This is a genomic window from Martelella sp. FOR1707, assembly GCF_053484265.1.
Genome location: NZ_JBAKFP010000004.1, coordinates 223,544 through 247,783 on the forward strand (window position 1 = coordinate 223,544; position 24,240 = coordinate 247,783).

Annotated in this window: 23 protein-coding genes; 3 read left to right on the forward strand and 20 right to left on the reverse strand. The window is 62.7% G+C overall.

The features are described 5' to 3' along the window. The first annotated feature begins 152 nt into the window (after nucleotides 1-152). Complete coding sequence (locus V6765_RS12450; protein ID WP_448429202.1) at nucleotides 153-593, forward strand: hemerythrin domain-containing protein; 441 nt, start codon at nucleotides 153-155, stop codon at nucleotides 591-593. Nucleotides 594-601: 8 nt separating this feature from the next. On the opposite strand, the gene V6765_RS12455 is transcribed toward V6765_RS12450, so the two are convergent. The 7 genes from V6765_RS12455 to hemN form a co-directional block, all read right to left on the reverse strand. Continuing rightward, on the reverse strand, nucleotides 602-1,531 hold the full coding sequence (locus tag V6765_RS12455) for a lipid A biosynthesis lauroyl acyltransferase (protein WP_448429204.1): 930 nt from the start codon (nucleotides 1,529-1,531) through the stop codon (nucleotides 602-604). An 85-nt stretch (nucleotides 1,532-1,616) separates the two neighbouring features. Further along, a complete protein-coding gene (locus tag V6765_RS12460; protein ID WP_448429206.1) occupies nucleotides 1,617-2,648 on the reverse strand; it encodes a zinc-binding dehydrogenase in 1,032 nt (343 codons plus the stop codon). 65 nt (nucleotides 2,649-2,713) lie between these two features. Continuing rightward, nucleotides 2,714-3,994, reverse strand: a complete 1,281-nt coding sequence (locus tag V6765_RS12465) for a beta-ketoacyl-ACP synthase (protein WP_448429208.1) — start codon at nucleotides 3,992-3,994, stop codon at nucleotides 2,714-2,716. A 15-nt stretch (nucleotides 3,995-4,009) separates the two neighbouring features. Continuing rightward, nucleotides 4,010-5,212, reverse strand: coding sequence for a beta-ketoacyl-ACP synthase (locus tag V6765_RS12470; protein ID WP_448429210.1), 1,203 nt, complete (start codon nucleotides 5,210-5,212; stop codon nucleotides 4,010-4,012). Between the two features lies 1 nt (nucleotide 5,213). After that, nucleotides 5,214-5,699 carry a 3-hydroxyacyl-ACP dehydratase FabZ family protein gene (locus V6765_RS12475; RefSeq protein ID WP_448429212.1) on the reverse strand — a complete coding sequence of 162 codons (486 nt, stop codon included), beginning with the start codon at nucleotides 5,697-5,699 and terminating at the stop codon, nucleotides 5,214-5,216. Nucleotides 5,700-5,776: 77 nt separating this feature from the next. Continuing rightward, nucleotides 5,777-6,064, reverse strand: coding sequence for an acyl carrier protein (locus V6765_RS12480; RefSeq protein WP_085986543.1), 288 nt, complete (start codon nucleotides 6,062-6,064; stop codon nucleotides 5,777-5,779). Between the two features lie 96 nt (nucleotides 6,065-6,160). Further along, the gene (gene hemN, locus V6765_RS12485) at nucleotides 6,161-7,513 is read right to left on the reverse strand and encodes an oxygen-independent coproporphyrinogen III oxidase (RefSeq protein ID WP_448429214.1); all 1,353 of its coding nucleotides are present in this window, start codon (nucleotides 7,511-7,513) and stop codon (nucleotides 6,161-6,163) included. Between the two features lie 195 nt (nucleotides 7,514-7,708). Between hemN and V6765_RS12490 the strand changes: the two genes are divergently transcribed. Next, nucleotides 7,709-8,440: a Crp/Fnr family transcriptional regulator gene (locus V6765_RS12490; protein ID WP_448429216.1), complete on the forward strand. Its 732-nt coding sequence runs from the start codon at nucleotides 7,709-7,711 to the stop codon at nucleotides 8,438-8,440. 6 nt (nucleotides 8,441-8,446) lie between these two features. On the opposite strand, the gene V6765_RS12495 is transcribed toward V6765_RS12490, so the two are convergent. Beyond that, nucleotides 8,447-8,899 (reverse strand): L,D-transpeptidase, encoded by a 453-nt coding sequence (locus tag V6765_RS12495; protein ID WP_448429218.1) that lies wholly within the window; start codon nucleotides 8,897-8,899, stop codon nucleotides 8,447-8,449. 116 nt (nucleotides 8,900-9,015) lie between these two features. Beyond that, complete coding sequence (locus V6765_RS12500; RefSeq protein ID WP_448429220.1) at nucleotides 9,016-9,966, reverse strand: nucleoside hydrolase; 951 nt, start codon at nucleotides 9,964-9,966, stop codon at nucleotides 9,016-9,018. Nucleotides 9,967-10,098: 132 nt separating this feature from the next. Here V6765_RS12500 and V6765_RS12505 point away from each other — a divergent pair, with 132 nt between their 5' ends. After that, nucleotides 10,099-10,890, forward strand: a complete 792-nt coding sequence (locus tag V6765_RS12505) for a TSUP family transporter (protein ID WP_448429222.1) — start codon at nucleotides 10,099-10,101, stop codon at nucleotides 10,888-10,890. Here the strand turns inward: V6765_RS12505 and cobU are convergent. The 11 genes from cobU to V6765_RS12560 all read right to left on the reverse strand — a co-directional run bounded on the left by cobU (nucleotide 10,874) and on the right by V6765_RS12560 (nucleotide 24,229). Then, the gene (cobU, locus tag V6765_RS12510; protein ID WP_448429224.1) at nucleotides 10,874-11,398 is read right to left on the reverse strand and encodes a bifunctional adenosylcobinamide kinase/adenosylcobinamide-phosphate guanylyltransferase; all 525 of its coding nucleotides are present in this window, start codon (nucleotides 11,396-11,398) and stop codon (nucleotides 10,874-10,876) included. The genes V6765_RS12505 and cobU overlap by 17 nt on opposite strands. A 211-nt stretch (nucleotides 11,399-11,609) precedes the next feature. Further along, complete coding sequence (locus tag V6765_RS12515) at nucleotides 11,610-12,611, reverse strand: glycine betaine ABC transporter substrate-binding protein (protein WP_448429226.1); 1,002 nt, start codon at nucleotides 12,609-12,611, stop codon at nucleotides 11,610-11,612. A gap of 315 nt (nucleotides 12,612-12,926) precedes the next feature. Beyond that, complete coding sequence (locus V6765_RS12520) at nucleotides 12,927-13,352, reverse strand: hypothetical protein (RefSeq protein WP_448429228.1); 426 nt, start codon at nucleotides 13,350-13,352, stop codon at nucleotides 12,927-12,929. A gap of 243 nt (nucleotides 13,353-13,595) precedes the next feature. After that, entirely contained in the window at nucleotides 13,596-15,080 is a 1,485-nt protein-coding gene (gene cysG / locus V6765_RS12525; RefSeq protein WP_448429230.1) for a siroheme synthase CysG, read from the reverse strand. Between the two features lie 12 nt (nucleotides 15,081-15,092). Next, nucleotides 15,093-15,428 carry a nitrite reductase small subunit NirD gene (gene nirD, locus V6765_RS12530; RefSeq protein WP_448429232.1) on the reverse strand — a complete coding sequence of 112 codons (336 nt, stop codon included), beginning with the start codon at nucleotides 15,426-15,428 and terminating at the stop codon, nucleotides 15,093-15,095. Between the two features lie 10 nt (nucleotides 15,429-15,438). Then, entirely contained in the window at nucleotides 15,439-17,886 is a 2,448-nt protein-coding gene (gene nirB, locus V6765_RS12535; protein WP_448429234.1) for a nitrite reductase large subunit NirB, read from the reverse strand. Nucleotides 17,887-17,891: 5 nt separating this feature from the next. Beyond that, nucleotides 17,892-19,658 carry an ABC transporter ATP-binding protein gene (locus V6765_RS12540; RefSeq protein ID WP_448429236.1) on the reverse strand — a complete coding sequence of 589 codons (1,767 nt, stop codon included), beginning with the start codon at nucleotides 19,656-19,658 and terminating at the stop codon, nucleotides 17,892-17,894. 7 nt (nucleotides 19,659-19,665) lie between these two features. Continuing rightward, nucleotides 19,666-20,742: an ABC transporter permease gene (locus tag V6765_RS12545; protein WP_448429238.1), complete on the reverse strand. Its 1,077-nt coding sequence runs from the start codon at nucleotides 20,740-20,742 to the stop codon at nucleotides 19,666-19,668. 41 nt (nucleotides 20,743-20,783) lie between these two features. Next, the gene (locus tag V6765_RS12550; RefSeq protein WP_448429240.1) at nucleotides 20,784-22,157 is read right to left on the reverse strand and encodes a CmpA/NrtA family ABC transporter substrate-binding protein; all 1,374 of its coding nucleotides are present in this window, start codon (nucleotides 22,155-22,157) and stop codon (nucleotides 20,784-20,786) included. Between the two features lie 258 nt (nucleotides 22,158-22,415). Further along, nucleotides 22,416-23,636, reverse strand: coding sequence for a CmpA/NrtA family ABC transporter substrate-binding protein (locus V6765_RS12555; protein WP_448429242.1), 1,221 nt, complete (start codon nucleotides 23,634-23,636; stop codon nucleotides 22,416-22,418). 2 nt (nucleotides 23,637-23,638) lie between these two features. Further along, complete coding sequence (locus V6765_RS12560; RefSeq protein WP_045679664.1) at nucleotides 23,639-24,229, reverse strand: ANTAR domain-containing response regulator; 591 nt, start codon at nucleotides 24,227-24,229, stop codon at nucleotides 23,639-23,641. Nucleotides 24,230-24,240: the final 11 nt, after the last annotated feature.

Here is a 24,240-nt window from a genome sequence, read left to right on the forward strand (position 1 = left end):
TTTTCGCCACGCGCCGCCCCTGCCCTGCGACGAACACCGCCACGCCCTGGAAGCCGTCTTGACCCAGGTCAATGAAGCACGAGAGGCATTGAACTCTAATGGCGACAGAACGGCCGGGCGGAAGGCCGAGCTAATGCATCCGGGAAACAGTTGTGAACAAACATATGCTGGTCAAGAACCTGGCGCCGTTCTCGGCGCTCTCATCGACACATGGCACGATTATAGGGCTTTGCGATGCGCTGGAGGCGGTGGCCGATTCGCTGCCCGGCAATATCGACCGGCACAGTTGCCAGTGCCTGTCCGAAACCTTGATGCCTCTGTTGAAGCTCGCCCAGCAACGCGAGGAAAGACAGGTGTTTCCGCCATTGCGCCGCAAGGGAGGCGCGGCGGCCATGTTCGACCGGCTTCATCAGGAGCATTTCGAGGATCTGTGCTTCGCCGAGGAGGCCAGCGAGGCGCTGGCACGGCTCGCCCGGGGCGAAGAGGTCAATACCGAGGCGACTGGCTATCTGCTGCGCGGCCTTTTCACCACGTTGCGCCGTCATATCGTGTTCGAAAAGGACTTTCTCGAAAGTCTGCAGGCCACGAAGTAGTAAAGCTGCTATCCCCGTTTCCGGCGGTTCCAGCGGTCATGATACCATAGCCACTGCTCGGGATATTCCCGAACCCAGCTTTCAACCTTGTCATTCAGCACCTGGGCGGTCGCCGGTATGTCGATCGCGCCTTTTTCATTGCGCGGAAGCGTGATCTCGTCTTCCAGCACCAGCCGGAACCGGTTGCCCGGCAGGCGGATGCAGCGGGCGGGATAGATCGCGCAATCGAACTGGCGGGCGAGCTTTCCGAGCAGCGGATTGGTCTGCACCTGCTGGCCGAAGAAGCTCGAGTGCGTGCCGCGCTTGAACTTCTGGTCCACCAGCACGCCAACGCCGCCGCCCTGTTCCAGCGTTCCCGCCAGCGCGAAGGCCGAACCGGCATGGGAGGGCACCAGATTGCCCATGCGCTTGCGCCGGAAGCGGAATACCTTCTTGGCGATATAGGGGTTGTTGGGCGGACGGAACAGCACCGAGACGTGAAGATCGAATGACGCTGCAGCGACCGGCAGAAGCTCGAAATTGCCGGTATGGGCGGTGAAGACGATGAACGGCCGATTGCGATCGAGCAGCGTCAGAAACCGCTCCACACCCTCCACCTCGATCCGGCCGGCGGTCTCGGCCTCCGGATCGAAGTCAAACAACTCGTCGAGAAACACATATTCCGCCGCCAGCCGGCCGATATGGCCCCAGCTCGCGATCGCGATGCGCTCGATCTCGGCGTCATCCTTTTCCGGAAAGGCTTTCCGCAGGTTTTCGAGAATCAGCTTGTGGCGGCCGACATGCGGTCCGATCCTGCGCATTACCCAATCCGCAAAGCGGATCGAACCATCGGCGGGAAACAGCTTGAGCACCGAAAGCAGCGCGAAAATCAGATAGGCCACCAGCCATTGCTGGAACTGGCGGGCTTTCAGAACGACGCGGGTGATGAAGGATTTCAAAGACTCTGGCCCATATTAGAACTTTGCGAAGCAAATGCCGCGCGTCCGTCTTTTATCGGCGAAAGCCCCTCAAGCCAAGTCGCAATCAATCCTCGATCCTGAGCACGATCTTGCCGAACACCTGGCGGCTTTCCATCCGCTCCAGCGCCTTGTCGATGCCGTCGAAGTCGACCAGCGTATCGATGACCGGATGCACCACGCCCTGGGCCATCTTCTGCATGGCGTTTGCCATGTTTTCCATGCGGCAGCCGAACGAGCCGAGCAGCTTGAGCTGCTGCTGGAACAGCATCATCAGGTTGACATTGGTGGAGACGCCCGAGGTCGAGCCGCAGGTGACCAGTCGTCCGCCACGCTTCATCGACAGCATCGATCCCGCCCAGGTATCGGCGCCGACATGTTCGAACACGACGTCGACGCCCTTCTTCTTGGTGAGCTTGCGCACCACGCCCTCGAACCGGTCCTCACGATAGTTGATGACATGATCGGCGCCGAGTTCGCGCGCCTTTTCCATCTTGTCCTCGGATCCGACCGTGGTGATCACCGTGCAGCCCGTCTTCTTGGCAAGCTGGATCGCGGCCGAGCCGATGCCGGAACCACCGGCATGGACAAGGATGGTTTCGCCCGGCTGGAGCTTGGCGTTGTCGAACAGCATGTGCTCCACGGTCCCGAAGGTCACGGGCGCAAGCGCCGCCCCGATCGCGTCCACGCCGGGAGGCGCCGCAACGAGCTGGCGCGCGGGAATGTTGATCTTTTCCTGCGCGAAGCCATCGAGATGGAAGCCGTGCACGCCGCCGACATGTTCGCAGAGATTGTCGCGGCCCTCGCGACAGGCCTTGCAGCGGCCGCAGACCCGCGCGCCGTAGATCGACACCAGATCGCCGGGCAGGACATTGGATACCCCTGCCCCGATCGCCTCGACCACGCCGGAGGCTTCCGCGCCGATCGTCAGCGGCAGCTTGCGCTTGGCAAACGCCATGCCGCGCCAGCCCCAGACATCGATATGGTTGAGCGCGACCGCCTTCAAGCGCAGCGTCACCTCGCCGGGCGCCGGCGCGTCGGGCTCGGCCACCTCGCGCAATTCGATCTTGCGGTCATCGGTCAGCTGCAAGGCGCGCATGGGTCATTCCTTCATATTCAATATGTTAGAGCTACTAACTAAACTATACTATCAACCAGTCAGGCTCACGCCGGCTCGCGCGTCATCACCAGGCAGGCATTCTGGCCGCCAAAGCCGAACGAATTGGAGAGCACCGATCCGGTATCGGCCGACCGCTTCACGTTCGGTACCACATCGAGCTCGATCGCCGGGTCCGGATTGACGTGATTGATGGTCGGCGGCAGCACGCCGGTCTGCATCGCCTGAAAGGAGAACACCGCCTCAACCGCGCCGGCCGCCGTCAGAGTGTGGCCGATCATCGACTTGTTGGACGACAGCGGGATCGATTTCAGCCCTTCGCCGAACACGGCCTTGAGCGAGGAATACTCCATCTTGTCGTTTTCCGGCGTCGAGGTGCCGTGGGCATTGATATAGTCGATGCCGTCGATGTCGAGGCCCGCATCGTCCAGCGCCGCGCGCACGGTCGCAATCGCCGGCGCGCCATCGGGCGAGGACCGGGTGCGGTGGAAATGATCGGCCTTTTCGCCGCAGCCGCGCACGATGCCGTAGACCTTCGCGCCGCGGGCAACGGCGGAAGCGAGCGATTCGAGGATCAGCGTTGCAGCGCCTTCGGCGATCACGAAGCCGTCACGATCCTTGCTGAAGGGCTTGGAAGCCTTTTCCGGCGGGTCATTCTGGGTCGACAGCGCGGAAAGCAGCGAGAACCGCACCAGCGCCTCGGCGCTGACGGAGCCGTCGGTGGCAACCGTCATGGCGCGCTCCGTGCGGCCCTGCCGGATCGCCTCGACGCCGAGTTGGATCGCGGTCGCGCCGGACGCACAGGCCGTCGACGTCGTCACCGGCAGGCCGCGCGTGCCGAACTTGTCGGCAATCCGCTCCGAGATCGAGCCGAACAGCACCGCTTCGTGAAAGGCCGGATCGCCCTTCTCGCGCATCGCAGCGAGGAAACGGACATAGGCGTCGTTCTCCTCGACCGGCGGACCGGAGCGATCGGTCAGCGCGAAGCGCATCGACCATTCGGGCTCGACCGGCGGGGCGGCCAGAAACAGCGGCGCATCGAAATCGCCGGAAAGGCCGGCCGCGGCAAGCGCCTCCTCGATGGTCGCCTCGGCAAAATTATAGGAGCGGGAAACCGCATTGTCCTCGGCCGGAATGAAATCGACCGTCCCGGCGATGCGGGTGGAGAGATGGTCGGTCGGAAAGCGCGAAATGGCGTGGATGCCGGAGACGCCCTCCGTCAGCTTTTCCCAGTTGTCCTCAAGCCCGCGACCGAGCGAGGTCACCACGCCCATGCCGGTGACGGCGACGAGCGGACGGCCGAGATGATCTGTATAGGCATTGCTCATCTGTCCGGTCCTTCCTTATTTCTCGGCCGAGAGCACGGCGACGCCCTCGCCGCGCTGATGGCCGACCGTGGTCACCGCGATCTTTTCCGCCGGCTCCGCCATCGTCTGCTCCGCGCCGGGGTTGAAGACCGGCAGAGCGACCTTCCTGTCGAGCGCCAGGGCTGCCAGCGCGAGACCCAGGGTAAAATTGGCTTCCATGGCATGGCCGGTTGCGCCGGTATAGCCGCGCAGCGGCGCCGACGGGAAATGCTCTCTCACGAAAGCAGCCTCGCGCTTGGTGATATCGGTCAGGCCAGTCGCGCCGGAGAGGATCGCCTCGTTGGACGCGCCCGTAAACCCGGCATCCTTGAACAGTCGTTCGAGCCGCTGCTCCAGACGGCCGTCGTCGCGCTTACCGCGATCGCCTTCGACGCCGGACAGCACGGCATAGATATGCGCGCCGCGGGCCTCGGCATGTTCACGCGATTCCAGAACCAGAAACGCGCCGGCCGTGCCCATGACCATGCCGCCATCTTCATCTTCAGGCCGGTCCCAGAGCGGTCTCCACTCGCCGCGCGACAGCGCATGCACCGATTCCATCATCAGCAGGATATCGCGCCGCTCGGCCACGAACGAGCCGCCGACCAGCGTATGGCTGGACTGGCCCGCGAGGATGCGGGCATAGGCGGTGGCGACGGCGGAAATCCCCGCGCCTTCCTCGCCCATGAAAGTGCGCGAGGAGCCGGCGACCTTGTGGACGATCGAGATATTGCCGGCGACGAGATTGGCGAGCTGGGCCAGAAACAACGTCGGGCGCAGCTCGGTGGTCAGCTTCTCGTTCAGCAGGATTTCGCGATCATTGCGCTGGCGCGCCTCGTTGACGATCAGGCTGTCGACGGCGATATCGCGCTCGCCACCGCCGGCGGCGACGATCATGTCCATCGTCGCGCAAAGCTCTTCGTTTTCCTTCATCCCGGCATCGTCCAGCGCGAGGCCTGCGGCATAAACGCCGAGACGCTGCCAGTTTTCCATCTGGCGCTGGTCGCCGCGCTTCGGGATCTGATCCTTCCAGTCGATTTCCGGCAGCGGGTGCACCGGATAGGGCGCGCAGATATCGGCATCGATCCGGACTTCCGGCTCGCCGCCCGCCAGCATCGCCACGTGCGGCTCGATGCCGACGCCGAAACTCGTGACCAGACCAATGCCGGTGACGACCACATCATTGGAGGATTTCGCCATGTCAGGACCTCTCCGCGGCCTGCCCGGCGATCGCCGCAAACAGGCCGACTTCCTCGGCGCGCCGTTTCACGATCGGCGCGAGTTCATTGTCATCGAAGGACATCGTGCGGAATTTGAGCTGGGCGCTCGCGATCGGCTTTCCGCCCGACGCGATCTTCGCCTTGGTAACGGCAAAGCCCGAGCCCTCATGCTCCAGTTGCGCTTCGATATCGAGCACGGCATTGGGCTCCACGAAGCCGCGCAGCTTGGCGCTGTCGACCATCATCAGAAACGGCATGGCCGTGCAGTCATTGACGCCGAGCAGCAGCATGCCGGACGCCTGCGCCATGGTTTCGATCAAAAGCACGCCCGGCACCAGCGGCATGCCAGGAAAATGTCCCTCGAAAACCGTGCTTTTTTCGGGAACCGTGGAACGCGCGACGATCGTACCGGCGGAGATGTCCGCCGACACGATCTCGTCAATCATCTGGAAATATTCGAGCAGCATTGAATGCTTTCAGCCCCTGCATCAGTTCCGCAGCGAAGCCAGGCGGGCTGAGATGCCGGTCGTAAAACCGGTCGCCCTTAAGACTGCTTTGCCGCTCTCAGCTCGTCGATCTTGGCGCAGAGATTCTTCAGAATGAAGTACTCATCCGCATCGACCTTGCCCTCGTTGACGTCCTGCGTCCACTTTTCGAGCGGGATCTTGATACCGAATTCCTTGTCGATCGCAAAGACGATATCGAGGAAATCGAGGCTGTCGATGCCGAGATCGTCGATCGTATTGCTTTCCGGCGTAATCTGATCGCGGTCGATTTCGCTCGTTTCCGCGATGATATCGGCAACTTTATCAAATGTAGCGCTCACGCCTATTACCTCTTCATCTTTCAAGTGTGCCCTCCTCATAGGCAATGATTGACGAAAAGCCAATGGCCGCAAGGTGTGGGAGGGCAATTTTTCGATTGTAACTCAGACGGCCGCCGAATGGCGACCCTTGCCGCGCCCAAGATAGGTATCGAAAACCGCAGCAACAGAGCGCGCGAACGGAAAAGCCTCTTTTTTCAGTCGAAATCCGAACCGGTCATAAACGCACACGTCCGGATTTTCGACCGCATAAGCCTTGGCTTCGGCGATGATATCGTCAGCGCCGGCAGCGAATCGCGCCTTCAGTTCGCAGGCGGAAAATCCGTAGGCGCACATGATTCTCTCGATCACGAAGGCCCGCGCGCGGTCTTCCGGCTGAAGCGCGACACCGCGCACCACTGCCAGATCGCCGCCTTCGACCATGCGCCGATATTCGCCGGTCGCCGGCATGTTCTGCCAGTAACCCTCGGGGAGCTGGCTGATGGATGACGCCCCGAGCCCGATCAGCGCATCGGCGCTTTCATCCGTATAGCCCTGGAAATTGCGCCGCAGCCTGCCGGTGCGGGCCGCCTTGGCAAGCGTGTCGTCGGCAAGCGCGAAATGGTCGATGCCGATCGCCTCGTAGCCGGCTTCTGCCAGCATCCCGGCCGCCAGCGACATCTGACGGAACCTTTCCTCCGCATCCGGAAGCGCATCTTCGGGAATCAGCGCCTGATGCTTCTTCATCCATGGCACATGGGCATAGCCGAACAGCGCGATCCGGTCGGGTTCCAGGCTTATGATATCGGCGACGGTCTTCGCCATCGTATCAAGCGTCTGATACGGCAGACCGTAGAGCAGGTCGCAATTGACGGAGTGGACGCCCCGCTTGCGCATCGCCGCGATCACCTCTGCCGTCTGCTCGAAAGTCTGAAGGCGGTTGATGGTTTTCTGCACCTTGGGATCGAAGTCCTGAACGCCGAGGCTCGCCCGCGTCACCCCGATTTCGGCCAGCGCATCGTAGCGCGCCTCATCGAGATCGTTCGGGTCCATCTCGACGCTGATCTCGGTGTTCTCGGCGAAATTGAAGGCGGACCGCAGCCAGCCCATCAGGCGGTGCATGTCCTCGGGCTTCAGCATGGTCGGAGAGCCGCCGCCCCAATGCAGGCCGGTCACCACAACATCGGGCGACACAAGCCGGCCCATGGTCTCGATTTCATGCTTCAGGCTTTCGAGATAGGCGGCTACCGGCTCATACTTCAGCGTATGTTTGGTATGACACGCGCAAAACCAGCAGAGCCGGTCGCAGTAAGGAATATGCACGTAGAGCGAGAGCTTCCGGCCTGCGCCCAGCGCCGCGATCCACTGTCTCGCCGTGGCCGAATCGACGCCGTCGTGAAAATGAGGCGCGGTGGGGTAGCTCGTGTAGCGCGGAACCGGGTCCGAGAATTTTTCCAACAACTGCCGTTGCGACGTCATGACGCGCCTCTTCCTGACTGATAATGCAATCGGAATAGACCGTTGCGGCCGTCTCAGCTTTGACTTTGATCAAGTTTGGTTGCAGAGTGTTCGTGTGCGAACCAACGCAGTTGTGACCCGCCTCGCAGCCCTGCCATCCGATTTCGCTGAACCGAAAGCAGGCGATTCCACGCCACGACGAACTGAGAATACCCTATGACCGACAATACGAACCGATCCCATGAAGGCGACGACCTTCTGCCACACGTATGCCGGGCATGCGAGGCGCGCCATGGCGGCATCTGTTCGGTGCTGACGCCCGAGCAACTGGCGCAGATCAACAAGCATTCTTCGCGCCGGACGATTGAGGGCGGCGCGGAAGTCGTCGGCCAGGGCGAAAGCGTCGGCAGCTACTCAAACATCCTGCGCGGCGTGGTGAAGCTTTCCAAGATGATGGCCGACGGCCGCCAGCAGATCGTCGGCCTGCAATTCGCGCCAGATTTCATGGGCCGCCCCTTTTCGCGCGAAAGCGCGCTGACGGCCGAGGCGGCAACGGAAACGGAAATCTGCGCCTTCCCGCGCGCCGCGCTGGAGCGGATGATCGAAGAATCGCCGGAACTGGAACGCAAGCTTTACAATCAGTCCCTGAAGGAACTCGACGAGGCACGCGACTGGATGCTGACGCTCGGCCGCAAGAGCGCGCGTGAGAAAGTCGCCTCCTTCCTGTATCTGATCGCAACCCATATCGATCCGCTGGCCGATGACGGCTTCACCTTCGACCTGCCGCTGTCGCGCGCCGACATCGCCGATTTCCTCGGCCTCACCATCGAGACGGTCAGCCGTCAGATGACCAAGCTGCGCAACGAGAAGATCATCATCGTCGAAAACAACCGCCACGTCAGCGTGCCGGATATCGACAGGCTGAGCGCGGCGGCCGGCAACGACTGAGCCGGCTCAGTCGCCGATCACCACCGTGACGTTTTCGAGCCCCATCGTCTGCGCGAGTTCGAACAGCAGCGCCGCATTGTCCGGATGAAGCCGCACGCAACCGTGCGAGGCGGGGCGGCCGAGCCGCGAGAGCTGGTCCGTACCGTGGACGGCATAGCCGTGATGAAAGAAGATCGCATAGGGCATCGGCGCATTGTTGTATTTGCGCGAGCGGTGGTTCTTCGACAGCCATTCCGCGCCGTATATGCCGCGCGGCGTCGAATAGCCCCCTGCCCCGGTCGAGACCGGCCATTCATAGCGCTCATGGCCGCCAATGATGACCTTCATGGTCTGGCTCGTCAGGCTGACGGCCGCAACGACCTTGCCCGGATCGAAAATCTCGTCGCCGGATTTGCGCGCGGCATTCGCAGCCGACGCCGCGCCAAGCAACACCAGTAACGCCAAAAGTATTTTACGCATATCCACCCCCGACACACATATGTTTCTAATGAACGATATGTGCAGCGGGGATTACTATCAACGCGATACTGATTTTAAGGTAAACACAACCGGCACAAGACCGGTCTGTTCATGCGTCAGGGCGCGAGCGTGGCGGCGATCAGATCGACGACCTTCTTCGCTTCGATGGTCATCGCCACCTTCTGCTCGGTCTTGTCGTCCCACGGGCTGGGGCCGAACGCGCCGCCGGACGGCTTCTGCAAGGTCAGTCCGTCGGCAATGCCGCCGCAGACCACGCGCACGGAGCCCGACCTCAGGCCGAAGAGCTCTGGCGCCACCACATAGGCGCAGGCGCAGCTGTCATGCACCACCATGCCATCTTCGACCTGCTGGCTGTAGAAATCGATATAGGGATCAGAGATCTTCGCGAGCAGTTCCACCGCCGGACCGCCGCGCAGAGCCAGTTCCTTCATCGTGGTCCGGGTCATGACAGTCTGGAGGGTGACATCGAGGCCGATGATCACGACCTTCCAGGGCGCGGTGAACACGACATCAGCCGCTTCCGGGTCGCCGTGGATGTTGGCTTCAGCGGCCGGCGTCACATTGCCGTTGGTGTCGAACGCGCCGCCCATCACGACGACCTGCTTGACGAGGCCGGCGATTTCCGGATCGCGCGCCAGCGCCATGGCAAGGTTGGTCATGCGGCCGACGGCGACGATCTCGACCTCGCCGGGATGTTCACGCACCGTATCGATGATGAACTGGAAGGCAGGACGCGGATCGAGCGGCACGTCCTCGATCGTCTCCGGCACCTCGATATCGCCAAGCCCGTTGACGCCATGCACGAATGTCGGCCACGAGGCCATCGGCCGGCCCGGATCGAAGGTTATGTCGGCGCCGCGGGCGACCGGGGCCTTGATGCCGAATTCGCGCTTCAGGAACTGCGCATTGCGCGTCGTCGTGTCGGCGGAGGCGTTGCCGAAAACGGAGGTTACGCCGAGGAGTTCGATATCGGGATGGCGCTCGAGGAAGAGCAGCGCCATGGCATCGTCAATACCGGGGTCCGTGTCGAAAATTACCTTGTGCATGAAAACGCATCCTGTCTTCGGAAATATGGGAACGGCGTTTGCGCCGGATCGAGAAAGGCCCTACACGATCCGGAGAAAAAAGGAAACGCCGCAGGCCTGCACGGGCTGCGGCGGCCCGCCAAGGATATATTCGTGTTTGAAACCAGTATTGAACTGCTGCTGATCCTGTTTGCGGCCGCCTATATCGCCGGCTTCGTCGATTCGATCGCCGGCGGCGGCGGCCTTATCACCATACCGGTGCTGCTGATTTCCGGCGTACCGCCGCTGCAGGCGCTTGGCACCAACAAGCTGCAGGGCATGTTCGGCGCGGCTTCCGCCACGATCTCCTATGCCCGCGCCGGTCGGGTGGAGCCCATGAAACAATGGCCGATGGCCTTGATCGCGATTGCCGGCGGCGCGCTCGGCGCGCTGGTCGCCACGCTGATTTCCGGCGATGCGCTGCGCGCCGCGCTTCCCTTCCTTCTGGTCGCGATCGGGCTTTATTTCGCGCTGCGCACCGGGCTCGATGACAGCGACCGCGAGAAGCGGCTTTCCACCCCGCTCTTCGCCGCACTGGTGGTGCCGGCGATCGGCTTTTATGACGGGCTTTTCGGCCCCGGGACCGGATCGTTCTTCATGATCGCCTTCGTCACGCTCGGCGGCTTCGGCATGCTGAAGGCCACCGCCCACACCAAGTTTCTGAACCTTTCGACCAATATCGGCGCTTTCGCGGTGTTCATGTTCGGCGGCGCGATCCTGTGGAAGGTCGGGCTGGTGATGGGCCTTGGCCAGTTTTTGGGTGCCCGCACCGGATCGAATCTCGCAATGAAGAACGGTGCGAAAATCATCCGCCCGCTTCTGGTTCTGTCCTGCATGGCGATGGCAATCAGGGTTTTCTTCGATGAGAAAAACCCCGCCTATCAATGGCTTATGATGCAGTTTTAAGGTGAAGCGGCAGGCCCGCCGCCATGAACACCACCTCCGCCGAGACCGCCGCGATGCGCTGGTTCAAAATGCCCGCAGCATCGCGGAAGCGGCGCGCCAGCGCGTTCTCCGGCACGATCGACAGCCCCACCTCATTGCTCACCATGATCAGCCGATAGGGGCAGCGCGCGACGAAATCGGCAAGCCGCGCACCTTCGGCCTCGATATCGCGCTCCGCCAGCAGCAGGTTGCTGAGCCACAGCGTCAGGCAGTCAAGCACCACCTCGGGCTCATTCTCCCGCTCCAGCGCTTCGAGACGCTCGACCAGCGCAAACGGCGTTTCATGGGTGATCCAGTCGCTGCCGCGATCGGCCCTGTGTCGCGCGATCCGCGCCGCCATTTCGGCGTCGTCCATGCTTTCGGCGGTCGCGATATAATGCAGATTGGCGCCATGCCGGCGCGCCATCATTTCGGCGTGACGCGACTTGCCGGAGCGTGCTCCGCCGAGGACCAGACAGGTGGCCTTCATCCAGCCGACCCCGGTCGGCCTTTCAAAGCTAAGGAGAATGCGCCGGCGGGCGGCAGCTTGGCGAAAGCGGACGATTCGTAGTTCATGGAGGCGTCCGCTGTGTTGATCGCCACGGTCACGATGACCGATCGGGGACCATCCCCGACTGCACCCTTGCCGGCACGCCGTAATCATAACGGCGACGAACGGACGACGCAACAACCCTCGTCGGTCAGATCTTGCCTGCGACCTTTTCGGCGACGTCCTCCGGCAGCCAGGCCTTCCAGACATCGGGATAGTTGGCGAGGAAATGGCGGGCGCCCGCCTCGTTGCCGGCCTCTTCCTCATCCATCCAGGCCAGCACTTCGCTCACCGTCCCGTTGCTCCAGGAGCGGGTGTTGAAATAGCTCATCAGTTCGGGATTTTCCTCGACGAAATCACCCGCGATCAGCGTGTAGACGGCCGAGACGGGATAGGTGTTGAGCTTGGGATCCGGGCAATCCGGCACGATGGTGCAATTGTCCCATTCCTCCTTGCTGAATTCCACGCCGAAGCTGAGCTTGACCATCGGATGATTGCCGAGAAGAGCCGTTGGCGCCCAGTAATAGCCGAGCCAGCCCTCCTTGTTCTCGAACGCCTCGATGATCGATTCGTCAAGGGCGGCGGCGTCCTTCACATCGTGAAGCGCGAAGCCGGCCGCTTCCGCGTCGATCGCGCGGAACAGGTTTTCGGTCGAGGCGCGACAGGCCCAGCCCTCGGGACAGTTGAACACCGCCGGCTTGCCGCCCTCCTCGGCCGGCATGAAAAGTTCAGGATGCTGCAAGGCCTGCTGAACGGTTGTCATGCCGGGATTGGCGTCGAGGATATATTTCGGCATCCACCAGCCCTGCACCCCGCCCTCGTTCAGCAGCGCCGCCCCGAAGGCGACGCGCTTGTCGGCGACCGCCTCCTCAAGCGCCGGCGTCGTGCTTTCGAACCAGAACTCCGGCACGATGTCGGGCTTGCCGTCCTTCGCGATCGAAGCGACAGCGCTGTTGGTGTCGCCTTCGACGAGCGACACCGTGCAGCCGTATCCGGCCTCCATGATCAGCTTGTCGACCCAGGCCGCAAGCCCGGCCGAGGGCCAGTTCAGCTCGGCGATCGTCAGATCGCGACAGTCGGTCTCGGCTGCGGCGGCTCCGGAAAACAAGGCAACGGCTGAGGCCAATGACAGAGCGGCGACATAGGACTTCATTGTTGCTGTTTCCTCCGGTAACCACATTCGGCGGAATCCTGCCGCCAGAGGGCGCTAGCGCCCAACTCGGTCAAGAATACGTCCGCCGCGTCAAAATAACAAATCGCAAGACGCGGCTTTTAGGGTGAAATTTGGCCGGCTTTGGCATTTATGCAGGAGTGCTAACCAAGCGGTAACGTTCTGCCGCTAGAACGGGTGTCAGCGGACGGTTGCGCGGCAAATGTCCTCCCGGCTTTATCAGTTTCGCGTTTCCGGGAGTGCCGTTTCAGGTATTGCGTATGCAACCGCCGCGCAGCGTCGAGCCGGACTTCGGCGCTAGATCTTCTTCACCACCCAGGAATAGCTGTCGGTCACGACATGCAGCGGCGCCGAAAAGGCGTTGGCGAGCTGCTGGCGCGACGGTACGATCCCCATCAGCGCCGCCATCGACCCTCTTGTCAGGCGCTGGAGGCGGTTTGGTATCTCGGTTTGCGCCTCGGCGGTCGTCGTTTCGGGCATGGTTGATGGCAAGACGGCATCCGGGTTCCGCCCGAGCGCGGCATTGACGAGTTCGCCCGGCTCCCGGCAGACGGCGATGATCGTGGGAAAACCGCTGTCGCCATAGGCCGAAAGCTTGCTTTCGATCTCGCTGTCGCAGGCCTGGACAGTGGCATAGCGCGTTTCGGCCATATCGATGTAGCTGCACTGGTTCAGACCGTCATCACAGCCGAAAATCGTCATCGCAATCAACGCCGCCTGCATGATTCACCTCGCTCGTTCCTAGGCTGAATACATCTTCCGCGCGAATGCGCCGCAAACAAGGCGCTGGCGGAACTTCGCATGTCAGTGAGGCCGCCGCTGAGACGAAAAGAGGCGTATTGAGATATGGGTCATGCACGAACTTACGTCTTGTCCCATCTGGCCCTGCTTCCTGGCCGCGATCGCACTCATCTCCCCGGAGCCGGTAGGGGCGCACTTCGAGACCTAGCTGGCAGGGGTGAACGATCAAGCGAAAGCGTAAAGGGATTTAGCACCGCCAATAAAAGGTTTAGAGACAAGATGCCCATCATTTGTCGCCTCCATCAAGACAGACGTCCGCGCGAACACCTTGCCGACCCCGAACAAGACGGGGTTGTCGTAGCCGATTTCGGCCATGCCTTCGCTCAGGCCCGCGAGCCTGCCGTGCCAGCGTTTCTCATCCGCACGGCTGATGTTGGCGGCGATCAGGACCGGGGTTTCGGGCGAGAGTCCCTCCGCAATCAATCGGGCGCTGATTTCGCCGGCGGTGCGGCCGCCCATGTAGAACACCGTCGTGGTCGTCGGGTCGGCGATGGCGCGCCAGTCGATATCGGCGGGCAGCGCACCCTTTTTCGAATGGCCGGTGACGAAGCGGACCGATTGGGCGCAGTCGCGTTGGGTCAGCGACGTGGTGGTGCCGGCGGCAAGTGCGCTTGCGGCGGTGATGCCAGGGATGACGGAAACCGGGATGCCTGCCTGCTGAAGCGCCGTGATTTCCTCGCCGGACCGCCCGAACACCGAAGGATCGCCGGATTTCAGCCGCACGACCCGCTTCCCGGTCCGCGCCAGATCGAGCATCATCCGGTTGATATCTTCCTGCCGGCAACTTGTTCGCCCGCCGCGTTTGCCGACCAGCATGCGCTTGGCCTCGCGCCGCGCCAGTTCGAGGATATCCGGCGAGATCAGATCGTCGAACAGGATGACATCGGCCGATTGTAGCGCCCGCATGGCCTTCAGCGTCACGAGTTCCGGATCGCCCGGACCGGCACCGACAAGCGTGACGCTGCCGGTTTGCGGCGAGGCCGCGATCTTCGTCGCACGCGCCAGAAGCCGGTCGGCCGCAGCCTCGTCGGGGCCGGACTGTCCGGCAAAGCTCAGATCAACGAAATGCTCCCAGAAGGCCCGGCGCGGGCCGCCCGGTTTCAGCCTCTGGCCGATGGCATCGCGCAGGGAGGCGGCAAGGCCTGCCCATTCGGCAAGCGCCTTCGGCAGCAGCGTCTCGATCCGCCGCCGGATCGCCTGGCCGAGAATGGGGGCGGCGCCATCGGTGGAAATGCCGACAACGACCGGCGAGCGGTTGACGATCGAGCCGAACTGGAAGCTGCAGAAGGCCGGCTTGTCGATGACGTTAAAGGGCACGCCCTCGGCTCTCGCGCGGGCGGCGAAGGCTTCAGCCTCGGCATCGTCGTCGCAATCCGCCAGCGCCAGGCTGAGATCGCGCCATTCCGCCACCTGCCAGTTCACGTCGTGAAGGCGAACCCGGCCATCTTCCTGCAGCGCCAGCAATTCGTCGCAGGCCTTCTCGCCGCCGAGAAAGACCGTGACGTCAGCCTCGGCGGCGGCCATAAGCTCGGCCTTCCAGGCCGCCGCTTCGCTGGCCCCGGCGACCAGCACCGGCCGGCCTTTCAGCCGAAAGAACAGCGGCAGGACAGCCAGTTCCTCCATGCGGGCGGGGACGCGTGCGTCAGCCATCAGTCCGCCTCCCTATTCGGCCGCGAGCGGCAAAGCGGAGAGCGCGATGGAAAGCTGCCCGTCGTCCACCCGGACGGGATAGGTCCGCACCTCGCCTTCATCGGCGCCGAGTGCCTCGCCGCTTTCCAGGGAGATGACCATGTTGTGCAAGGGGCAGGTCACGGCCCTGCCATGCACCAGGCCTTGCGACAACGGCCCGCCCTTGTGCGGGCAGCGGTCATCCATGGCAAAGACGTCATCCTCGGCGGTGCGGAAGACCGCGATGCGCCCGAAAGCCGTGTTGATGCAGCGCGCGCCGCGCCGGGGAATGTCCTGAATATGGCCGATGGCCATGAAATCATTGCTCATGATGGGCTCCTCACTCCGCCGGCTCGGGATGGCCGACCACGGCCATCGGCTTGAACTCGTGCTTGTCCTTGCCGGAGACGCGTTCCGACCACGGGTCGACCTGGGCGTATTTCTGGCTCTCGACGAAGCGAGCGAAATAGGCCTTGCGCTTTTCGGCATCATCCATGATCTGGGCGCGGACTTCGTCATAGCCGATGCGCTTTGCCCATTTGTAGATGCGCTCCAGATAGCGCGCCTGTTCGCGGTACATCTGGGTGAGCGCCACGATATGCTCCAGCGCCTCGTCCTCGGTCTTCACCATGCCGAGCACCTCGGTGCCCCGGATTTCGAGCCCGGCAGCGCCGGCGAAATGGATTTCGAAGCCGGAATCGACGCAGATCACGCCGATATCCTTGCAGGTTGCCTCGGCGCAGTTGCGCGGACAGCCGGAAACGGCGAGCTTGAGTTTGGCCGGCGTCCACGAGCCCCACATGAATTTCTCGAGCCTTATGCCGAGCCCGGTCGAATCCTGTGTGCCGAAGCGGCACCAGTCATTGCCGACGCAGGTCTTCACCGTGCGCAGGCCCTTTGCATAGGCCTGGCCGGAGACGAAGCCGGCCTTGCCGAGATCGGCCCAGACTGCCGGCAGGTCCTCCTTCTTCACGCCCAGCATGTCGATGCGCTGGCCGCCGGTGCATTTGACGGTCGGGATCTCGTATTTGTCGACGACATCGGCAATCGCGCGCAGCTCCTTCGACGAGGTGACGCCGCCCCACATGCGCGGCACCACCGAATAGGTGCCGTCCTTCTGGATATTGGCGTGAACGCGCTCGTTGATGAAGCGCGACTGATAGTCATCGGCATATTCGCCGGGCCAGTCGCAGACGAGATAGTAGTTGAGCGCCGGCCGGCACTTGGCGCAGCCGCAGGAGGTTTTCCATTCGAGCTCCTGCATCACGGCGGGAATGGTCTTCAGCTCCTTGGCCCGGATCAGGCGGCGCACGTCGTCATGGCCAAGATCGGTGCAGCCGCAGACCGGCTGGACGGCCGCGGGGTTATAGGCGTCACCCAGCGTCAGCGCCATAAGCTGTTCGACGAGCCCGGTGCAGGTGCCGCACGATGCCGAGGCCTTCGTGTGGGCGCGGACATCGTCGAGCGAGGTCAGGCCCTTGTCCTTGATGGCGGAAACGATCTTGCCCTTGCAGATGCCGTTGCAGCCGCAGATTTCCGCGTCATCGGGAAGCGCTGCCACGGCCGCCGCCGGATCAGTAGCGCCACCGCCCTGATAGGCCTGGCCGTAGATCAGCGTCTCGCGCATTTCGGAAACGTCCGTCCCGCGCTTCAGCATGTCGAAATACCAAGCGCCGTCGGCGGTGTCGCCATAAAGCACGGCGCCGATCACGCGGTTATCCTGCAGGATTACGCGCTTGTAGACGCCGCGCGTGGCATCGCGCAGAACCACTTCCTCACGGTCCGGCCCCTCGGCGAAATCGCCGGCGGAAAACAGCTTGATGCCGGTGACCTTCAGCTTGGTGTTGACATGCGAGCCCTTGTATTCCGCCGCGCCGCCGGCAAGTCGGTCGGCGAGAACGCCCGCACTCTCATAAAGCGGCGCGACCAGCCCATAGCAGGTGCCGCGATGCTCGGCACATTCACCAAGCGCGAAGATCGACGGATCGGAGGTCGCCATGCCGTCATCGACGACGATGCCGCGATTGACCGCTAGCCCCGCATCCTTGGCGAGCCCCGCCGCCGGGCGGATGCCGACTGCCATCACCACCATGTCGGCGGAGATGATGCGGCCGTCCTCCAGTTCGACGCCCTCGACCCTGCCATTCCCAAGGATTTTCTTGGTGTTGGCCTTGGTGATGATCTCGATGCCGCGATCGTCGAGCGCCTTTTCCAGGAGATAGGCCGCCGCCGGATCGAGTTGGCGCTCCATGATCGTGTCCATCAGGTGCAGCACGGTGACGCTCATGCCGCGTTGCTTCAGCCCGTAGGCCGCCTCAAGCCCCAGAAGCCCGCCGCCGATGACAACCGCATGGCCCTGCCCCGCGGCAATCTTCAGCATCTTCTCGACATCGTCGAGGTCGCGATAGGCGAGCACGCCGGGCAGATCGTGCCCCGGCACCGGGATGATGAAGGGCGACGACCCGGTCGCGATCACCAGCCGGTCATAGGAGGCCGTGACGCCGTTTTCGGCGGTGACGGCCTTCGCTTCCCGGTCGATCTTCGCGACCTTTGCGCCGCGATGCAGCGTCACGCCGTTCGCCTCATACCAGTCGTCGCCATGGATGATGATGTCTTCATAGGTCTTTTCGCCGGAGAGCACCGGCGACAGCATGATGCGGTCGTAATTCACCCGCGGTTCGGCGTTGAAGATGGTGACGTCATAGAGACCGGGGGCGCGCTCGAACAGGTCTTCGAGCATGCGGCCGGGAGCCATGCCGTTTCCGATGATGACGAGTTTCTGGGCCATGATATCTACTCCGCTGCGACGCGTTTGTTGCAGGTCTGCCGGCTGATGCGCTGATCGCGCTTCTGCCTGATGGCGGCGAGCTGTTCCTCGGCGGGCGAGGCGCCGCCTTCATAGGCCTCCAGGAATTCCAGCAGTTCCTCGCGGTAGGCGTAATAATCCGGGTGGTCGAGCAGCGCTTTTCTGGAGCGCGGGCGCGGCAGGTCGACCTCCATGATGTTGCCGATGCGGGCATTCGGCCCGTTCGACATCATCACCACCCGATCGGCCAGGAGAATGGCCTCGTCGACGTCGTGGGTGACGCAGATGGCGGTGACCTTGGTGCGCGACCAGACTTCCATCAGCACCTCCTGCAGCTCCCAGCGCGTCAGGCTGTCGAGCATGCCGAAGGGTTCGTCGAGCAGGAGAAGCTTCGGCGACAGCGCGAAGGCGCGGGCAATGCCGACGCGTTGGCGCATGCCGTTCGACATGTCGGCTGCCGGCCGGTGCATGGCATCGCCAAGGCCGACGCGTTCGAGATAATATTCGACGATATCGCGGCGTTCGGCGGGGCTTGCCTTCGGATAGACCCGGTCAACGCCGAGGGCGACATTCTCGCGCGCCGTTAGCCATGGCATCAGCGAGGGGGCCTGAAACACCACGGCGCGGTCCGGCCCGGCGCCGGAAATCTCGCGGCCATCGAGAATGATGCCGCCGGCATTGATCGGGTTCAGCCCCGCCGCCATGGAAAGCACCGTCGATTTTCCGCAGCCGGAGTGGCCGATCACGGAAATGAACTCGCCCTTTTTCATCTTAAGGTCGAAGCCGTCGACAACGGTGAGCGGGCCCTTGGGCGTCGGATAGATCTTGGCGACGTTGGAAAACTCGACATAGCCGCTCTCGATGGGCGACTGGGCCTTTTCGCGATAGGCGGCGGGGAGCGGCTTCGAGGTCGACTTGATGGAAATCGGGACGACATTGGGCAGCGTTTCCACCCTCGTGGTGTCCGGTTTCGCGCTGACGCCGACATCCATCAGATATTCGGTGATCGACGCGCGCAGGCGGATGAAATCGGGGTCGGAATTCATCGCTGCGCGCTCGCGCGGCCGGGCGATATTCACATCGAAGGACGGGCCGAAAGTGGCGTCGGGACCGGGGGTCAGCGGCACGATCCGGTCTGCCAGAAGAATGGCCTCGTCAACATCATTGGTGACGAGGATGATGGTCTTCTTCTCTTTCTGCGAGATATCGGCAAGCTCGTCCTGCAGCTTGGCGCGGGTCAGCGCATCAAGCGCCGAAAGCGGCTCGTCGAGCAGCAGCACGTCCGGCTGCATGGCAAGCGCGCGGGCGACCGAAACGCGCTGGCGCATGCCGCCGGACAGTTCCGACGGCTTGCGGTCGCGGGCATGTTTCAGGCCAACCATCGCCACATACCAATCAACGAGTGCGGCCCGTTCCTTTGCCGATTTTCCCTGATGCACCGCGTCGACGGCAAGCCGCACATTGGCCTCCACCGAAAGCCAGGGCATCAGCGCATAGTTCTGGAACACGATGCCGCGCTTCGGCGACGGGCCTTCGACCGGCTCGCCGCGAAACAGGATTTCGCCGCTATCAGGCCTTTCGAGACCGGCGAACATTGACATCAGCGTTGTCTTGCCCGCGCCGGAAAACCCAAGGATCGCAATAAACTCGCCTTCCTGCACATCGAGCGAAATATCGGAAAGGACGGCATTGCGTTTGACGCCTTCGCCAAAGCCTTTTTCGACGTTTCTGAGCTGAAGAATGGCGTTCATCATGCCCTCCTTACCGGTTCGCCGAATAGGTGAAGGCGGTCTGCAGCGCGAACATCACCCGGTCGAGGAAGAAGCCGATCAGGCCGATGGTGATCACCGCGACCATGATGCGGGCGAGCGAATCCGAGGAACCGTTCTGGAACTCGTCCCAGACGAACTTGCCGAGGCCGGGGTTCTGCGCCAGCATTTCCGCGGCAATCAGCACCATCCAGCCCACACCGAGGGACAACCGCATGCCGGTGAAGATCAGCGGCAGCGAGGACGGCAGCACCAGCTTGCGGATCGTCGTCCAGGTGGAAAGCTGCAGCACCTTGCCGACATTGACGAGATCGCGATCGATCGAGGCGACGCCGAGCGCCGTGTTGATGATCGTCGGCCAGATGGAACAGAGCGTCACCGTGATCGCCGAGATCACCATCGACTTTGGCAGAAGGTCGTTCTGGCTTTCATAAAGGGCTGCCACCACCATGGTCACGATCGGCAGCCAGGCGAGCGGCGAGACCGGCTTGAACAGCTGGATCAGTGGATTGATCGCGCCCTCGAAGGTCTTCGACAACCCGCAGGCGATGCCGACGGGGACGGCGATCACCGTGCCGATGAAGAAACCGAGCGCGACCGTCATCAGCGAGGTCCAGATCTGGTCCAGGTAGGTCGGCTTGCCGGTATAGGGCCGCACCTTCACGCGGTCGGCATAGCCCTCGGCAATCAGCATCTGGTTGCGCTCGTCCTGGCGGGCGTAGAATGCTTCGGCCTTCTGCCGCTCGGCAAAATGATCGTCCATCAGCACCTCGGCCTGATGGAATACCGCCGCCGGGCCGGGGATCGCGCCAAGCGAAGTCTGCACCTTCGGCGCGAGATACGCCCAGGCGGCGAGAAAGGCCAAGATGCCGACAAGCGGCACCAGCAGCATCTGCTTCAGATCCGCCCATTGCTCCGATGGCGTGTCGCCGGCGGCCAGCTTCAGCAGCGGCACGACGAAGCCGAGGCCGAAGGGGCCGAGCACCTTGCCGGCCCGGTTGATCCGGGCGATGCGCCGTTCGCGGCGGGCGGCGATTTCGGGGTCCAGAATGTCCGTTGCAATGGTCATGACGTCTGAGCCTTCCTTGTCCGTGCTCGTTTCAATCGCGCTCAGCGGCCGGCGATCTTGTTGCCGTCGATCACCTCATCGCCCTTCAGGCCGATGGGGAAGCTGTCGAGATAGGCGTTGGGGTGGCGACCGTCATAGGTCACGCCGTCGATGAACTCGTTTGTCGCGGGCTTGTAGCCGTCGGTATCGAAGGGGAAGTCGGCTTCCGTGGCATGGCCCTCGTCGATCAGCTGGCGGGCCGCTTCCAGATAGAGTTCCGGCAGATAGACCGAGCGGGCGACCTCGTCATACCAGCCGTCTTCCTGTGGCTCGGCGATCTGGCCCCAGCGGCGCATCTGGGTGAGATACCAGATGGCGTCTGAATAATAGGGATAGGTGGCGTAGTGGCGGAAGAAGACGTTGAAGTCTTCCGCCGGACGCTTGTCGCCCTTTTCATATTCGAACGTGCCGGTCATCGAATTGGCGATCACCTCGGCATCGGCCCCGACATATTCGGGCCGCGACAGGATCTCGACGGCCTCTTCGCGGTTGGCATTGTCGTTCTCGTCCAGCCACATGGCGGCGCGGATCAGCGCCTTGGTCAGCCCCAGCGTGGTCTGCGGATATTTTTCGGTGAACTCCTCGGTCAGGCCGAAGACCTTTTCCGGGTTGTTCTTCCAGATGTCGTAATCGGTGACGACCGGCACGCCGATGCCCTTGAACACCGCCGCCTGGTTCCACGGCTCGCCGACGCAATAGCCCTCGATCGTGCCCGCCTCCATCGTCGCCGGCATCTGCGGCGGCGGGGTGACGGAAAGCAGCGCATCGGCCTGGATCTGGCCGGAAATATCGCCCGGCGAATAGTAGCCTGGATTGATGCCGCCGGCGGCCAGCCAGTAGCGCAGCTCGTAATTATGGGTGGAGACCGGGAAGACCATGCCCATCTTGAACGGCTTGCCCTCGGCCTTGTAGGCCTCGACCACCGGCTTCAGCGCATCAGCCTTGATCGGGTGTTGCGGCTTGCCATCAGGCCCGACAGGAATGTTTTCCTTCATCCGGTCCCAGACCGCATTGGAGACCGTGATCGCATTGCCGTTGAGATCCATCGAGAACGGCGTGACGATATGCGCCTCGGTGCCATAGCCGATGGTGGCCGCCAGCGGCTGGCCGGCCAGCATATGCGCGCCGTCCAGTTCGCCGGTGATCACCCGGTCGAGCAGCACCTTCCAGTTCGCCTGCGCTTCGAGTGTGACATAAAGCCCCTCATCCTCGAAGAAATGCATCTCCTTGGCGATTGCCAGCGGCGCCATATCCGTCAGCTTGATGAAGCCGATGGTGAGCTCGTCCTTTTCCGGAAACAGCATTTCGGCATGGGTGGCCGTCGCCGCGAATGTCAGCGAACAGAGCATGGTGGCAGAGCAAAGGAAATGGCGCATGGCGTTCTCCTGATGGATGGGGAATGTCGGATAAAAACGAAAAAAGCCGCCTAACGGTCATCGTGCCAGTTCTGGCGCGAATGCGTTGGCGGCGTTGCCTGGCACCCTCCATTGGGCGCCGAATTCTTGAGACTTATGGAAACACACAATGCCGCATCAGACAAGCGGCATCGGCGGATTTTTGCATAAAAAATGTATGAATCGAAAAACAGACTAAAATTTATGCAAATGCACCCGAAACGCGCACAAAATACGGGCTCAGATCGCCGCCTTCTGCTGTTCGATATAAGCGCTCACCTGATCGGGATCGAAGGTCTGTCCGTCGAAAAAGCCGTCGGGGCCGAGGATGAGACCGCCGGCGCTCGCGCCCACCGGCGTCGGCGCCTTGAGCGCGCCCTCGACCTTGAGGCTCGCGCCAGGCAGCGGCGTATGCAGCGGCTGCAGCGCCTTGCGGTAGATATCCGGCCGATAGCTCATCTTCGCGATCTCGGCGTTTTCGGCCGAGTGATCGCAAAGCCCCCAGCGCACGATCTGGCTGTAGAACCATAGCGCATGGCTCTGCCAGGGAAAGGTCGCGGCCTTGGCGGAGGTCAGGAAGAAATCCTCGACCGTGGTTTGCGCCTTTTCGCTCACCGCCAGCGTGCCGGAGAACAGCGGCTCGAGCATCGCCCGGTCGACATCGAGATGGCCCGGCTCGGCGAGGATCGCGGCCAGTTCCGGGTGGTTTTCCGGCGCGGCCGCCCATTGCGAGGCCCGGTAGAGGCCGCGCAGCAGCGCCGCCACGGTCTCCTCGTTGGCGTCCACAAAATCGGCGGGCAGCGCCAGCACCTTTTCCGGGCTGGAGCGCCAGATCTTCGCCTTGACGGTGACGATTCGCGCCGCCCCGCGCCGCGCTGCAATCGTGTTCCACGGTTCGCCGGCGCAATAGCCGTCGATCCGCCCGGCTTCCACCGCATCCGGCATGAAGGGGGGCGGCAGCACCACGATCTCGATATCCCGATCGGGATCGATGCCGTTGGCCGCGAGCCAGTAGCGCAGTTCGAGATTGTGCCCGGAAAACACGTAGACGACGCCGAAGCGCAGCCGCGGCAGGCCTTCAGCCTTTCTGGCCGCAATCACCCGTCTCAGCGCTGCCCCCGCTTTGGCCGGGTCAAGATCGCTCTCATCACCCTCCGCTTCCATTGCCGCGCCAAGCGCCGCCGAAACCGTCACCGCATTGCCGCCGAGCCCGAGCGCGATCGGCGCCACCAGTTTCGGCGCCAACGGAAACAGGCCGAGATTGGCGGCAATCGGCATCGGCGCCAGCACATGGGCCGCCTGAAGGCTGCCGACGGCCAGCCGGTCGCGGATCGCGCTCCACGAGGTTTCCCGGGTGAGGCGCACCTTGAGCCCTTCCTCGATGAAAAAGCCCTTCGCCTCGGCCGCCAGAACGATGGCGCTGTCGAGAAGCGGTACAAATCCGATTGAAAGGTCCTGCATCTCTATCTCTCCAGCATCTCGAACGTCATGATCAGGCTCTGCGCCACATCGACAATCTTGCGGTTCTGATCCATCGCCGTGCGCCGCAGCAGCGCATAGGCCTTTTCCTCGTCCATGCCGCGCGATTTCATCAACAACGCCTTGGCGCGGTCGACCACCTTGCGGTTTTCGAGCTGGCTCTTCGCCGCCTCCAGCTCCTGCGCCATGCGCGAAAACGCGTTGAACCGGGAAATCGCCATGTCGAGGATCGGCTTGACGCGCTCCTGCTTCAGCCCGTCGACGACATAGGCCGAAACCCCGGCCTCCACGGCGGCGTGGATGGTTTCCGCATCCGAACGGTCGACGAACATCGCGATCGGCTTCTTCACCGATCGCGACAGCACGAACAGGCTTTCGAGCATGTCGCGGTTGGGGTTTTCGATATCGATCACGATCACATCGGGCGAAAGCCGCTCGATCGTCCGGGCGACGCCGACCAGTTCCTCGACCACGGTGACATTATGGTGGCCGGCCTTGAGCAGCCCGTCCCTGATGATAGCGGCGCGGATCGCGTTTTCATCGATGACAAGGATCGCCAGATCACTGGTGTTCATGAGGCGGCTTC